Raw genomic sequence first — 13,716 nt, forward strand, 5'->3', positions numbered from 1 at the left:
GCACCTGCAGACTGCAATGGTTCTACGATGCAGCAGGTAACAACACGCGCGAGCATCAGTGGCTGGATTATCTGGTCAAGCCACAGGTGGCCGTGTTCAAGCATGAGTACGATGCGCTTAATCAACGCATCGCCACCACCCGCCCCGATGGCCACCGGGTTAGCTGGCTAACCTACGGCAGCGGTCACCTGCTCGCGCTCAAACTCGACGACCAGGAGTTGATCAGTTACGAGCGTGATGACCTGCACCGGGAGATCGGCCGCGTGCAGGGCAATGGCCTGATCCAGCGCCAGACCTGGAGCCCGAATGGTCAGTTGCTGGAACACACCCTGGTTCGGCAAGGTGAGTCCAAACGCATAGCAGCGCGCACCTATCGTTACGACGAGGCGGGTCAGTTACACCGCATCAAAGACTTGAACCGTGGTGATCTACGCTACCGCTATGACCCAGTGGGGCGCTTGCTCGAAGCCAGCCTTAACTACGAAAAGGAAACGTTTGCCTTCGACCCGGCGAGCAACCTGCTGGACCCCGAAGCTCCACCGGGGCCCAATCCGCACTCGCCGCGCAAGCTCATGGACAACGTGCTGCGCAGCTACTGCGGCACGCAGTACCGCTACGACGAGCGCGGCAATCTGCTGGAGCGGATTGAGAACGGCAAGACCGGCAAGTTTACCTGGGACCTGTATGACCGCCTGCGTCGATACGAGGATGATCGACTGGTTGTCGAGTTTGGATATGACGCCTTAGGCCGCCGTGTGTACAAGGACTCGCGCTCGAAGTACCGCAACCGCGTCCAGGCTGGACCGGTTTGGAACGAGAACGCACGGCGTGCGCTGGATCAGAAGCTAGGCTGCGATCTGACGCTATTCATCTGGGACGGTGACACACTGGCCTTCGAGCAGCGCGGTCGGGATGGCAAGGGGCAGACCACACACTATGTGTTTGAACCAGCCACCTTCGTTCCGGTTGCACAAGGAGTGCTCAATCACATCGAGGAAATGCTGTATCAGCCGGCCTATAATTCCCCCTATGACATGGACCGTGATCCGGTGTGGCAGCACAAGCCTAAACCAAAACCGTTGGATGGGTTTGCTTGGTATCAATGCGATCAGCTTGGCACCCCCCTGGACGTGACAAACTGTGGCGGGAAAATATGGCGGCGCGACATCTATACAGCCTGGGGATTAGCTGATCAGAATACAAGCACCAATGAATGCTCACATCTCCACCATAATTCACTTCGATTCCAAGGGCAGTACTTTGACGTCGAGAGTGGCTATAGCTATAACAGATATAGATACTACGACCCCAGTACAGGCCGCTTTATCACCAAAGACCCAATCGGCTTCAGCGGTGGCCTAAATGTTTATACCTACGCGCAGAACCCTACTCAATGGATAGACCCACTCGGACTAACAAAAAGCTCATCGCCAAGCGGAAGAAAACCAAAGTCATCAAAATCCAATCAACATTCTTCAAATCCATGCAGGAAACCATGGGAAGTGCACCGCTACAATCGCGTATGCGAAGGCATGTTAAACGGAACAAGAGCAAAGTATTATCGAGATCCAGAAAGCGACCTATGGTGGTCGCGGGACACTGAGAATCATGGTGGTAGTGAATGGAAAGTAATGAGACAACTCGGCGATCAACTTATCCACCAAGAAGATGCGGATATATATGGCGATTACATGAAGGGCAAACATAAAGGTGCTACTGGCGAAAAAATGAGCCTGAAGGGCATGCAATGCAAGGACCAAAAGGGGAAATAGATGAGTATCACAGCTGAAGAATTCAGGATCCTTTGCGACGATGATGAAGATACCACGTTTGCACACCAAACTGCCTCACTTGAAGTATGGACTGAAATACTTAATAACTACCCGGAGCTCGCACGATGCGTAGCTGGGAACAAAAACATTCCCGACGACATCATAGACCGTCTCTCGAAGAGCAGCGACATAGATATCCGATGGAAAATAGCAACCAAACGAAAACTTAATAGAACGGTCTTCGAGCGACTCGCAATCGATTCGGACGCAACTGTAAGACACCGAATTGCCTGCAATCCCAAGGTGCCCAAAGACATCCTGCAACAACTATCCAAAGACCCTGACCCCATGGTTGCATCATCAGCCATTAGAAAACTTTATACCTAAAACGAAGCCGCAAACCCAAAACAGACACTATTGATTGAGTTCCAACTGAATCTGGAGTAGGCCCAACACAATGATAAAAATAATCTGTCTTGCTGACACAACCGATCATGGCGGAGAAGTCGTGAACGCCATCCCTCATACCAACCTCAACGGCAAACCAATGCCCGGCAAAGGCTATAGAGTTTTATGCCCTCTATGCAAAGGTGAGTTCCCAATCATCGAAGGCAGTGACACCTACCGCGTCAATGGCATTTCCGTCGCGCTCGACAGCATGAAAACCGCGTGTGGCGCCAGCTTGATTGCCAGCGCATCACACGGCAGCGTCCATCGCTGAGTGGCCGCGCAGCCTTATGGACAACGTGTTGCGCAGCTACTGCGGCACGCAGTATCGGTACGACGAGCGCGGTAACCTGATCGAGCGGATTGAGAACGGCAAGACCGGCATGTTCACCTGGGACTTGTATGACCGACTGCGGCGGTACGAGGATGACCGATTGATTGTCGAGTTTGGTTATGACGCGTTAGGCCGCCGCGTCTACAAGGACTCACGCTCGAAGTACCGCAACCGGGTGCAAGCTGGACCGGTTTGGAACGAAAACGCGAGGCGTGCGCTGGATGAAAAGCTGGGCTGCAATTTGACGCTGTTCATATGGGATGGGGACACGTTGGCCTTCGAGCAGCGCGGTCGGGATGGCAAGGGGCGGACCATACACTATGTGTTTGAGCCGGGAACATTCATACCAGTTGCACAGGACGTGATGAATCACATCGAGGAGATGCTGCACCAGCCAAGCTATGATTTTCCCTATGACGTCGCACAAGATCCGGTGTGGCAGCGCAAGCCAATGCCTAAACCATCCCACACCTTTGCTTGGTATCACTGCAATCATCTGGGTACGCCCATGGAGAAAACAGACGACGTTGGCAACATATTCTGGAGCGGTCAGCATACCGTCTGGGGAATGTCGCATGAGAAACACAATGATCATCCCGTCTCAACCGACATTCGAAATCCGCTCCTGTTTCAAGGGCAGCACTCTGACCTCAAAACAGAGTTGCACTACAACTACCATCACTACTACGACCCTCGGACGGCAAGATTTATTAGCAAGGATCCAATAGGGCTTGATGGCGGGCTTTACGTATCAGTACGCGCCAAACCCGATACAGTGGATTGACCCATTTGGACTGACAAAAACCGCCACGCCATGCAGCGCTAGAGACAAGAGAAAAGAACTCGAAAGAGAAAGGACTAGGAAAGAACGTCAATGTGACGAGTTGCACGACGACTACAATCAAGCAATGAATAGCGCCCTAGGACACACTCAAATCTCCGCAAAAGACTCCGTTCCCAATCCGGCTAAATTCATACCAGAACCCTTCAATGGGAGACGCGCTCAAAATGAGCACCGGGGATTCCGTGTGGAATATGACAACAGACACAAGGCTCATATAAATGCTTTCAACAGGAAAAACGAAAGAACAATTTGCTTTGAGGCAACACAAAAAACAGTTGGGAAAATAATAAGGAGATTTAACCGATGAGCTTCACACCAGAATGCCAAGCTTACATCGACACCCACCTCTATGAAAACCAGGATGAACTTTTAAAAAAAATTAGGAGCCTACTACCAACAGGCGCATCCAACATTCATTGGGATAAAATCCCCGACAAATATGAAGCACACTCTATCCAAAGAGACAAATTAATCATGGAGATACTCGCCGCAGCATCACTCATAGACCTAAAGGAATCAGAAACCATAATAATCATCAACATAGATGATGCCTTCCCAGCAATTATAACCACTCTGAAAGAATGGCAACCATACGCACAAGAACTAGATTACGTAAACACTCTATACGTAAATGAAAATAACTCAAAAATTATTCATTGGGGTTTTTACAAAAATCTGTACGCACTTAAAACCCCCTCACAGTAGCATTCGCCGCATTAAGGGTCATTTGAGTGACCTAACCTACCTGAAACACACAAGAGAAATTCACATGAAGAGCATTGTAAGGACTGGGGATCCAACCGACCATGGTGGTATGGTGATCGGCTCCATAGACAATACTAACCTCAACGGCAAACCAATGGCCGGCGAAGGCAGCATGGTTTTCTGCCCTCTGTGCAAAGGCGAGTTTCCAATCATCGAAGGCAGTGACACGTACCGCGTCAACGGAGTACCCGTCGCCCTTGACGGCATGAAAACCGCGTGCGGCGCCAGCTTGATTGCCAGCGCATCACACGGCAGCGTCCATCGCTGAGTCAATCAGGCCAAGTGAAGCAGGCGAACAACAGACACCCAGGCAGTATGTCTGTTGCCGCCGCTCCCGACTTAGAACTCAGAGCTGGTCAGGCAGCTCTCCATTCCGTCGATGTACATGCACCGATGGAGGGCGGTGCGAGAATGAATTTCAAACTGAATGCATGGAACCCAAACATCCGCCTGACTCGCATAGTGGATGCCAACGGCAACCCTGTAGGCCGACTGCTCAAGCAAACCGGCTTCGACAAAGAGACCATCCACTACCTTTACGACAACGGCAGCAACCTGCCGACCCGCCGTGTGGATGGCGACAGAACTACCCACTTCGAGTACGCCCCCATGGGTCGGCTTATCCAGCGCAAGGCCGGATGACGTGGCGGCGAGAAGTGGGAGGTTGAGACCTTTGCCTATGACGGCAATGGCAACCTGCTGCTGGCTAACAACGGTTCCTGCAGGCTGCAATGGTTCTACGATGCAGCAGGCAACAACACGCGTGAGCATCAGTGGCTGGATTATTTGGTCAAGCCGCAGGTTGCCGTGTTCAAGCACGAGTACGATGCCCTCAACCAACGCGTCGCCACCACCCGCCCCGATGGCCACCGGGTCAGCTGGCTGACCTACGGCAGCGGCCACCTGCTCGCGCTCAAACTTGATGACCAGGAGTTGATCAGTTTCGAGCGTGATGACCTGCACCGAGAGATCGGTCGCGTGCAGGGCAATGGCCTGGTCCAGCGACAGACTTGGAGCCCGAATGGCCAGTTGCTGGAACAGACGCTGGCTCGGCAAGGTGAGTCCAAACGCATAGCGGCGCGCACCTACCGTTATGACGAAGCCGGGCAGCTATGCCACATCAAAGACTTGAACCGTGGCGATCTGCGCTACCGTTATGACCCGGTTGGTCGTTTGCTTGAAGCCAGCCTTAACTACGAGAAGGAAATATTTGCCTTTGACCCAGCGAGCAACCTGCTGGACCCCGAGGCACCGCCCGGGCCAAATCCGCACTCGCCACGCAAGCTGATGGACAACGTGCTGCGCAGCTACTGCGGAACGCAATACCGGTACGACGAGCGCGGCAATCTGCTGGAACGGATTGAGAAGGGCAAGACAGGCAAGTTCACCTGGGACCTGTATGACCGGCTGCGGCGGTACGAGGATCACCGGTTGGTCGTCGAGTTCGGCTATGACGCGTTAGGCCGTCGTGTCTACAAGGACTCGCGCTCGAAGTACCGCAACCGGGTCCAGGCCGGACCGGTCTGGAACGAGAATGCGCGGCGTGCGCTGGATGAGCAGCTAGGCTGCAATCTGACGCTGTTTATCTGGGACGGCGATACGCTGGCGTTCGAGCAACGAGGCCGAGACGGCAAGGGGCAGACCATACATTATGTGTTTGAACCAGGCACCTTCATTCCGGTCGCGCAAGGCATGATGAATCATATTGAAGAGATGCTGCATCAGCCGAACTATGATTTTCCGTACAAAGCCGACCGGGATCCAGTATGGCAGCGTAAACCAATGCTGAGGCCATTCGACGCTCTCACCTGGTATCAATGTGATCACTTGGGTACGGCGATGGAGCTTACTTCCAATGATGGAAGAATTCAGTGGAGCGGAACTTATAGAGCTTGGGGACATGAGAGCCAGAAACGGCCCGACACCGGGCTAGCGCACTACCGTAATCCGCTGCGCCTCCAAGGTCAATACCTTGATATTGAAACAGGACTACATTATAACCGACATCGCTATTATGACTCGCGCCTTGGTCGCTTTATTGGAAAGGACCCCATCGGCTTCTTAGGCGGCATAAACATATATATGTTTGCCCCAAACCCAACGGAGTGGGTAGACCCATTAGGCTTGGCGCGAAAGTGCCAACTAGGCACCTACGAAAGCTTAACAGATTTAGAGACTAACAGAGGAGACCAATTGGATGCACACGAATTTATACGACACGAAGCACTTGAGCAAATCGGACTAATTCCAGAAGGGAGGCGAAGCAAGAACAACCCTTCCATCGCTATTCCACGCCCAATGCACGTCGATGCTCATAGAGCAGAAAATCGCCTGGCGTCGTTGCACTTAGGCCTAGGTCGCGACGAATTCCAAATCGGCACCAATGGAAAACCAACTAAACGACAGATGGATATATGGCAAGGAGCATTGAGAACATCCGGGGTTCCAACCTCCCGCGCCAGAGCGTTACGCAATAACGCACAACAATTTCTAGATTGCAACTGCCCCTGCCCATGATAGGATAAATCAATATGTTCAAAGAGTTAATATTTACCAAGCACCCTCAAACAGCTGAGTTGCCGTTCATTGGTGGCGAACCATACATCCCCAAAGCCACGCCATGGCCAACGGACAAGCTCGGAAATCCACTACTACATCTGGCAAGCCTGCCCGCCTCTTTCATTACAAAGCAAATAAGCGGGCTAACCATTAACTCAGAGCTATTGATTTCTATATTCACACCATACTCCAAATCAGACCAATATATTGAAATCGCATTAAACGAAGGTGGCAAGGTACTTGCCTACCCTCCTTGCAAAATTCACTCAAGCACCTTTAATCCAGCACTCGAAAGCCACCTGATATCGATAGTAGAAAACCCCGAAATTGACACCTCAGATAATGGAATTGCAAAAATAGGCGGAATACCATCCTGGCTTCAGGACAAAGAGGAGACCAATCTAAAATTTATCCTCCAAATCAACAACTCAAGGCTAAACAAATCAGCGCCAAACCATAAAGGAATACTTGTTGGCGGCATAGGCTATTTATTACTAAAAAAAGAGATCATTGAGCAAGACCAAGCAGCCGGGTCGTTCGTCATCCAAACCACTTAAATAGACTACTGGACGAGTAATAATGAAACCCCTCACCAGGCTAGGGACTTGCCAGATCATGACGGCGCGGTTATGACGAGCATTCCACAAGGTGAATATCGAACAAGGACTAGCAACACCTGAAAATTAAACTGCACATATTAGGGGGCGACGCAATGCTCAGCAGAAACGAAAAAAAACGCATCGTGCAAAACATGATTAATTTCCTCTCATCAAGAGAGTACAACCCGTTAGAATTCTCCAAATACACATACCTGATCAGCCTAGATGAGAAAACCCATCGCTCCGATGATATCCAGCTGAATGAAATAATTTACACCTTAAGCGGGATGGATGCAGGTGAAGAATTTATATTTACGAAAACCGAAGTACTTGAAATTCTTAGATCCTACCTACTTTCAATTGATGAGGGTCGAGCAGAAGTATCTCCCACCCCAAAATCCGATTCAGCAGAATCATAAATAGGAGCCAAACCGAATGTTGAGGATTATAAGACTTAACGACTCAACCGATCACGGAGGCAAAGTTATTGAGTGCATAACCAATACAACCTCAACGGCAAACCCATGGCCGGCAAAGGCAACATGGTCTTCTGCCCTCTATGCAAGGGTGAATTCCCAATCATCGAAGGCAGTGACACCTACCGCGTCAGTGGCATCCCCGTTGCGCTCGACGGCATGAAGACCGCGTGCGGCGCCAGCCTGATCGCCAGCGCTTCACACGGCAGCGTCCAAAAGCCGCAAACCCAAAACAGACACTATTGAGTGAGTTCCAACTGAATCTCCGCCATGATCGGTTGTGTCACCAAGACAGATTATTTTCATCATTGTGTTGGGCCTACTTGAAGACACCCTTTGCGATGGGGCCGATCGGCAGCGAGCCATTCTTGCCATCCAGCTCCAGTGTTGCGAAGGCGTTCTGGTCCGGGTCGGTCTGGCAAGCGGAAAGGGTGATCTGGAAGTCAACCTTCGGCGTCGCGAGTGGAACGGGTCACCTGGTACTTCTACTAGTTTTCGACGCTGAACCTTGGCGCTAATACTTCCTAACATTCAATGAGTACAAGCGCTCAATTGCAAATCGGCTAATCATATTTGAACGGGTGCCGTAAACAGGCGCACGAGGAGAACAGCATGCTTCCGGCTCGTTGGGTCGCTAAAACCGGCCTGTCCGCCATGGACACCATTTCCAACAACCTGGCCAACGTCTCGACCACTGGCTTCAAACGTGATCGCGCCGAAGTCCAGGACCTGAAAAAAACCTGTTCGGTCAGGGTCTCGCTAGGCACTGCATGCCACTGCTTTTTGTGCCAGGCGAGGTCGGGATTGGTTTCGTCAGGTTCCGGATCGTTCAAGCGCGGCAGGGTGACATCCAGCGGTGCTGAAAACCCCAGCTAATGGATCCATAAAACAAAAAACCACTCATGTCAGTCCGATAATCGCCCAGATAAATCAGCAAAAAATACCATAATCGTTGACTAGGCCGCCCTCCGCCACTTTTAATGGATCCATTAAATAAAAACAATCGCTACCCCGGAGAGCCTCCATGTACCCCAAAAACACGTGGTATGTCGCCTGCACCCCCGATGAAATCGCCGAGAAACCGCTGGGCCGTCAGGTCTGCGGGGAGCGGATCGTGTTCTATAGGGGCCACGAAAACCGGGTAGCTGCGGTGGAAGACTTTTGCCCACACCGTGGCGCCCCGCTGTCGTTGGGCTATGTCGAAAACGGCAACCTGGTGTGTGGCTACCATGGCCTGGTGATGGGCTGCGACGGCAAGACCGTCGAGATGCCAGGGCAGCGAGTCAGGGGCTTCCCTTGCAACAAAACCTTCGCGGTGGTCGAGCGCTACGGCTTCATCTGGGTCTGGCCCGGCGACCAGGCGCAAGCGGACCCAAGCCTGATCCCGCACCTGGAGTGGGCGGAGAATGACGCGTGGGCCTACGGCGGCGGGCTGTTCCACATTGGCTGCGACTACCGGCTGATGATCGACAACCTCATGGACCTGACCCACGAAACCTATGTGCATGCCTCCAGCATTGGTCAGAAGGAAATCGACGAAGCCCCGCCCGTGACCACCGTCACCGGTGACGAAGTGGTGACTGCCCGGCACATGGAAAACATCATGGCACCGCCGTTCTGGCGCATGGCCCTGCGCGGCAACGGCCTGGCCGACGATGTGCCGGTGGACCGCTGGCAGATCTGCCGCTTCACCCCGCCCAGCCATGTGCTGATCGAAGTTGGCGTGGCCCACGCAGGCAAAGGGGGTTATCACGCCGATGCGCAGCACAAAGCCTCGAGCATCGTGGTCGACTTCATCACCCCAGAGACCGACACCTCGATCTGGTACTTCTGGGGCATGGCGCGCAACTTTGCAGCGCACGACGAAACGCTGACCGCCAACATCCGCGAAGGCCAGGGCAAGATTTTCAGCGAAGACCTGGAAATGCTCGAACGCCAGCAACAGAACCTGCTCGCCTACCCCGAGCGCAACCTGCTCAAGCTCAACATCGATGCCGGCGGGGTCCAGTCGCGCAAGATACTGGAGCGCCTAATCGCCAACGAACGCACGGCCCAAGCCCAACTGATCGCGACCAGCGCAAGCCCAGCCTGACGAGGAACGGACATGATCGATGCCGTAGTGGTTTCCCGTAACGACGAAGCGCAGGACATCTGCAGCTTCGAGCTGGCCGCAATCGATGGCAGCCTGCTACCGCCCTTTAGCGCAGGCGCGCACATTGACGTGCACCTGCCGGATGGGCAAGTCCGCCAGTATTCACTGTGCAATCACCCCGAAGAACGCCACCGTTACCTGATCGGCGTACTCAAGGACCCTGCCTCACGTGGCGGCTCGCGCAGCCTGCACGAGCAGGTGCACAACGGTGCCCGCCTGCGTATCAGCGCACCGCGCAACTTGTTCCCCCTGGCCCTGGGCGCCCGTCGCAGCCTGTTGTTCGCAGGTGGCATCGGCATTACGCCGATCCTCTGCATGGCCGAGCAACTGGCCCACAGCGGCGAAGACTTCGAACTGCATTACTGCGCCCGCTCCAGCGAACGTGCAGCCTTCGTCGAACGCATGCGCGGTGCCGCCTTCGCCGACCGCCTGTTCGTGCATTTCGACGAGCAACCTGAAACTGCACTGGACATCGCCCAGGTATTGGCCAACCCGCAAGACGATATGCACCTGTATGTGTGCGGCCCAGGCGGGTTCATGCAGCATGTGCTGGAAAGCGCCAAGGCGCAGGGCTGGCAGGAGGCCTGCCTGCACCGCGAATACTTTGCCGCCGCGCCGGTTGATACGCAGAACGACGGCAGCTTCTCGGTGCAGGTGAACAGCACCGGCCAGGTCTTCGAGGTGCCCGCCGACCAGAGTGTGGTGCAGGTGCTTGAACAGCACGGCATCGCGATCGCCATGTCGTGCGAGCAAGGCATTTGCGGCACCTGCCTGACGCGCGTGCTGGCAGGCACACCGGAGCATCGCGACCTGTTCCTCACGGAACAGGAGCAGGCGCAGAACGATCAGTTCACGCCCTGCTGCTCGCGCTCGAAAACGCCACTGCTGGTGCTGGATATCTGAAGCGCTTTAAGACGAGGGCAGGATGACCTTCATGCGCGCATCGGCCGTGGCCGCGCCGAACGTCTCGGCGTAGCGCAAGGTGGCATTGGCGTGCTCGCGCATGATGGCCTCGGCGCGGGCGCCCTGCCCGCTGACCAGGGCATCGAACACCGAATGGTGCTGCATGTGTGCATAGTTGAAGCGCCTGTACTCACGCGCCAGGTCATGGCGGTCCACGGCCAGCGCAGTGACCGAGGCAAACGGCAGGTGGTCATTGCGCGCCAGGGCATCGGCAATCGCCGGGTTGTGGCTGGCTGCGATGATCACCTGGTGGAAGCGCATGTTGAGGTCATGGTAGGCCTGCAGGTCTTCCTCGGTGACAAAACCCTTGTCGAACAGCTGGTCGCCTTCGACCAGGCAGCGCTGCAGCGCCGCGCGCGCTTCAGCGGACAGCCCACGCTCTGCCGCTTGGCGCGCAGCCAGGCCTTCCAGCACGCCACGCACCTCGACCGCACCGGCGATGTCGTCTGCGCTGACGGAACGCACCTGAAACCCACGCCCGCCAAAACGCACCAGCAAGCCCTCCTGCTCGAGGGTGCGAAATGCCATGCGCACCGGCATCCGCGAGACACCGAACAGTTCGGCGGTGGGGATTTCCATCAGACGCTCGCCGGCCGCCAACTCGCCGGAGGCGATCATCTTGCGAAGCGTAACCAGCACCAATTGACCGGGCTTGCTCATCCAGGCAGTTTCCAGAGACATGAGCGGTAATCTTATCGCAGTGCTCGCCACGACGCATTGGGTGGCCATGAGATCGAGCGCCGCCCGCGCGGCGCTTCGCAGCACAAGGCTGCTCCCACATCTGTTTCGGGCCAGTGAGGCCTGTGATATTTGCGCGCGACCGCCTTGTTGGTCCGACTCAATATCGTGTCAGGCGCCAAGGGGGCGCGCGCTCATGGCACAGGAATAATTGGCCCGAAACAGATGTGGGAGCAGCCTTGTGCTGCGAAGCGCCGCGCGGGCGGCGCTCGATCTCAATGCCGGCAAAATTGCTGCGGCGTACACCTGCCAGCCTCACCCATTCTTGGCAAAATTTTGCTGGGATACGACCCTAGGCATCGGCCATCACTGCCTGCCCCGGCCGCGACGCTGGCTTGAGCAAAAGCAGGCAACCAGCAGCAAGCACGAAGACACTGGCAAACACCCCATACAGGTGCAGCGGTTGCCAGCCACCGTCGAGCAGTACGCCTGCCACGGTCGGCGACAGGATTGCGCCAATCCGGCCAATGCCGATGCCCCAGCCCACCCCGGTGGCGCGCACCGACGCGTCATAGACCACCGGTGACAGCGCATACAGCCCAGCCACGCAACCGTTGGCGAACAGCCCGATCAGCAAGCCCAGCGCCAGCGCGGCAGTGACCGATGACCCGCTGGCCACGAACAGCACCAGCAGCCCGGCCGTGACCAGCATGAACATCGCCAACACGCGGCTCAGTGGCCAGCGTGACGACAGGCCGCCAATCAGCGCCGCACCAAGGATGCCGCCAACGCTCAGCAGCACTCCGCCGGTAATGCCCTGCTGCGCCGACAAGCCAGCCGCGACCAGCAGCTTCGGTGTCCAGCTCATGACGAAGTAGAAGCCGAACATCACCAGGAAGAACAGCAACCAGATCACCAGCGTGGTACGGCGCATGGCGGGGGTCAGCAACTGCCTGAACCCTGTGGCGGCACCAGGCACGCTTTGCGCGGGCGGCGGCAGCTGGGACAGTGCCGGTTGCCCGAGTTTGTCGGCCAACCGATTGACCCGCGCCAAGGCATTCGCCGGGCGGCGTGCCAACAAAAAGTCCAGCGACTCCGGCAGCCACAGCAGCACCAGCGGGATCACCAGCACCGTGACGATGCCGCCGAACAGGAACACCGAACGCCAGCCCCAGTGGCCCAGCAGCCATACCGCCAACAAGCCGCCCAAGGTCGCGCCCAAGGCATACCCCGTGGACTGCAGGCTCACTGCCAGGCCACGCCAGCGTTTGCTGGCATATTCACTGGCGATCACATTGCTGCTGGCCAGAATGCCGCCGATGCCAAGGCCGGTCAGCCCGCGCAGCAGCGCCAGTTGCAACGGGCTCTGGCTCAACGCCGAGAGCAACATGCCGACACCGGAAAGCGCCAGACAGAACAGAATCAATGGGCGCCGGCCAACGCGGTCGGCCCACGGCGCAATAAACAGTGACCCTGCCGCCATGCCGAACAGGCCGGCGCTGAGCAGCAGCCCCACCTGCGCCCCACTCAGGCCCCACTCGGCAGACACCGAGGCGGCCGTGAAGGCCATCACCAGCACGTCAAAGCCATCGATCATGTTCAGCACGATGCAAATGCCGATGGCCAGGCACTGGAAGCGGCCCATCGGGTCATTGTCCAGACGCTGCTTGAGATCGATGTTCATGGGGCCACCTGCAGGCCGATGCGGGCCACAGGCGGGAGGACAGACGTGCACACGCAAGCAGAGCAGAAGGAACGTTGACAGTTCCGTGCCCCAGATAAGCCATTCATGACTGGACCCTTCTTGTAATTGTCGTCGCGCACGGCCGGAGGGCTGGCCGTCGTCAGGCGCTAATCAATCAGATAATGGATCCACAGACAACCGTGTGTGATTTGCTAAACACCAATCCGACGACACAAAGCGGCAAGCGCACAACGAATTAATACAATAATCCGTTAATTTTCAATATTTTATGAATTTAGCGCCTGATGATTATTTCGTTCGTTTATCGCACAGCAGTTGTTTTGTGGATCCACAAACAACCTTATACGCCCCCTCTGCGCAGCCATCCGAGTGCCGGCATGAACAAATCTTCATGTTCGCCGTGAACACCCTGATACCGGGGC

General features: G+C 55.5%; 14 protein-coding genes and 2 pseudogenes. 14 read left to right on the forward strand and 2 right to left on the reverse strand.

The features are described from left to right. From OO306_RS00005 to OO306_RS00070, 14 genes and pseudogenes are all read left to right on the forward strand, one after another. Positions 1 to 1,772 (forward strand): RHS repeat-associated core domain-containing protein (locus OO306_RS00005; RefSeq protein WP_323055818.1); only part of this gene is annotated, 1,772 nt, incomplete at its 5' end. Then, the gene (locus OO306_RS00010; protein ID WP_157765546.1) at positions 1,773 to 2,159 is read left to right on the forward strand and encodes a hypothetical protein; all 387 of its coding nucleotides are present in this window, start codon (positions 1,773 to 1,775) and stop codon (positions 2,157 to 2,159) included. A gap of 73 nt (positions 2,160 to 2,232) precedes the next feature. After that, positions 2,233 to 2,493, forward strand: a complete 261-nt coding sequence (locus tag OO306_RS00015; protein ID WP_265967496.1) for a PAAR domain-containing protein — start codon at positions 2,233 to 2,235, stop codon at positions 2,491 to 2,493. 16 nt (positions 2,494 to 2,509) lie between these two features. Continuing rightward, positions 2,510 to 3,337: an RHS repeat-associated core domain-containing protein gene (locus OO306_RS00020; protein ID WP_265967309.1), complete on the forward strand. Its 828-nt coding sequence runs from the start codon at positions 2,510 to 2,512 to the stop codon at positions 3,335 to 3,337. 363 nt (positions 3,338 to 3,700) lie between these two features. After that, positions 3,701 to 4,102, forward strand: a complete 402-nt coding sequence (locus OO306_RS00025) for a hypothetical protein (protein WP_265967310.1) — start codon at positions 3,701 to 3,703, stop codon at positions 4,100 to 4,102. Between the two features lie 64 nt (positions 4,103 to 4,166). Continuing rightward, on the forward strand, positions 4,167 to 4,430 hold the full coding sequence (locus OO306_RS00030) for a PAAR domain-containing protein (RefSeq protein ID WP_265967311.1): 264 nt from the start codon (positions 4,167 to 4,169) through the stop codon (positions 4,428 to 4,430). 143 nt (positions 4,431 to 4,573) lie between these two features. Continuing rightward, positions 4,574 to 4,804, forward strand: coding sequence for a hypothetical protein (locus OO306_RS00035; RefSeq protein WP_265967312.1), 231 nt, complete (start codon positions 4,574 to 4,576; stop codon positions 4,802 to 4,804). Between the two features lie 165 nt (positions 4,805 to 4,969). Next, a complete protein-coding gene (locus tag OO306_RS00040; RefSeq protein ID WP_265967313.1) occupies positions 4,970 to 6,679 on the forward strand; it encodes an RHS repeat-associated core domain-containing protein in 1,710 nt (569 codons plus the stop codon). A gap of 14 nt (positions 6,680 to 6,693) precedes the next feature. Beyond that, on the forward strand, positions 6,694 to 7,278 hold the full coding sequence (locus OO306_RS00045) for a hypothetical protein (RefSeq protein WP_265967314.1): 585 nt from the start codon (positions 6,694 to 6,696) through the stop codon (positions 7,276 to 7,278). Positions 7,279 to 7,433: 155 nt separating this feature from the next. After that, the gene (locus OO306_RS00050; RefSeq protein ID WP_265967315.1) at positions 7,434 to 7,739 is read left to right on the forward strand and encodes a hypothetical protein; all 306 of its coding nucleotides are present in this window, start codon (positions 7,434 to 7,436) and stop codon (positions 7,737 to 7,739) included. A gap of 16 nt (positions 7,740 to 7,755) precedes the next feature. After that, positions 7,756 to 8,042: pseudogene (locus OO306_RS00055) on the forward strand (PAAR domain-containing protein). Positions 8,043 to 8,408: 366 nt separating this feature from the next. Next, a pseudogene (locus OO306_RS00060) lies at positions 8,409 to 8,528 on the forward strand (flagellar basal body protein); the annotation flags it as partial. Positions 8,529 to 8,820: 292 nt separating this feature from the next. Continuing rightward, positions 8,821 to 9,888, forward strand: a complete 1,068-nt coding sequence (locus tag OO306_RS00065) for an aromatic ring-hydroxylating dioxygenase subunit alpha (RefSeq protein ID WP_265967317.1) — start codon at positions 8,821 to 8,823, stop codon at positions 9,886 to 9,888. A 12-nt stretch (positions 9,889 to 9,900) separates the two neighbouring features. Beyond that, positions 9,901 to 10,851 carry a PDR/VanB family oxidoreductase gene (locus OO306_RS00070; RefSeq protein ID WP_265967318.1) on the forward strand — a complete coding sequence of 317 codons (951 nt, stop codon included), beginning with the start codon at positions 9,901 to 9,903 and terminating at the stop codon, positions 10,849 to 10,851. A gap of 6 nt (positions 10,852 to 10,857) precedes the next feature. On the opposite strand, the gene OO306_RS00075 is transcribed toward OO306_RS00070, so the two are convergent. Next, entirely contained in the window at positions 10,858 to 11,571 is a 714-nt protein-coding gene (locus OO306_RS00075) for a GntR family transcriptional regulator (RefSeq protein ID WP_027593685.1), read from the reverse strand. Between the two features lie 370 nt (positions 11,572 to 11,941). After that, positions 11,942 to 13,273: an MFS transporter gene (locus OO306_RS00080; RefSeq protein WP_186679731.1), complete on the reverse strand. Its 1,332-nt coding sequence runs from the start codon at positions 13,271 to 13,273 to the stop codon at positions 11,942 to 11,944. Between the last annotated feature and the right edge of the window lie 443 nt (positions 13,274 to 13,716).

Origin of the sequence: Pseudomonas sp. DCB_AW, from assembly GCF_026240895.1 — a bacterium.
Taxonomy (GTDB): Bacteria; Pseudomonadota; Gammaproteobacteria; order Pseudomonadales; family Pseudomonadaceae; genus Aquipseudomonas; species Aquipseudomonas kermanshahensis.

Coding starts and splice junctions, on each gene's coding strand:
- OO306_RS00025 (WP_265967310.1), top strand. CDS start 3,701: ATGAGCTTCACACCAGAATGCCAAGCTTACATCGACACCCACCTCTAT.
- OO306_RS00065 (WP_265967317.1), top strand. CDS start 8,821: ATGTACCCCAAAAACACGTGGTATGTCGCCTGCACCCCCGATGAAATC.
- OO306_RS00030 (WP_265967311.1), top strand. CDS start 4,167: ATGAAGAGCATTGTAAGGACTGGGGATCCAACCGACCATGGTGGTATG.
- OO306_RS00070 (WP_265967318.1), top strand. CDS start 9,901: ATGATCGATGCCGTAGTGGTTTCCCGTAACGACGAAGCGCAGGACATC.
- OO306_RS00080 (WP_186679731.1), bottom strand. CDS start 13,273: ATGAACATCGATCTCAAGCAGCGTCTGGACAATGACCCGATGGGCCGC.
- OO306_RS00075 (WP_027593685.1), bottom strand. CDS start 11,571: ATGAGCAAGCCCGGTCAATTGGTGCTGGTTACGCTTCGCAAGATGATC.
- OO306_RS00010 (WP_157765546.1), top strand. CDS start 1,773: ATGAGTATCACAGCTGAAGAATTCAGGATCCTTTGCGACGATGATGAA.
- OO306_RS00050 (WP_265967315.1), top strand. CDS start 7,434: ATGCTCAGCAGAAACGAAAAAAAACGCATCGTGCAAAACATGATTAAT.
- OO306_RS00020 (WP_265967309.1), top strand. CDS start 2,510: ATGGACAACGTGTTGCGCAGCTACTGCGGCACGCAGTATCGGTACGAC.
- OO306_RS00045 (WP_265967314.1), top strand. CDS start 6,694: ATGTTCAAAGAGTTAATATTTACCAAGCACCCTCAAACAGCTGAGTTG.
- OO306_RS00035 (WP_265967312.1), top strand. CDS start 4,574: ATGAATTTCAAACTGAATGCATGGAACCCAAACATCCGCCTGACTCGC.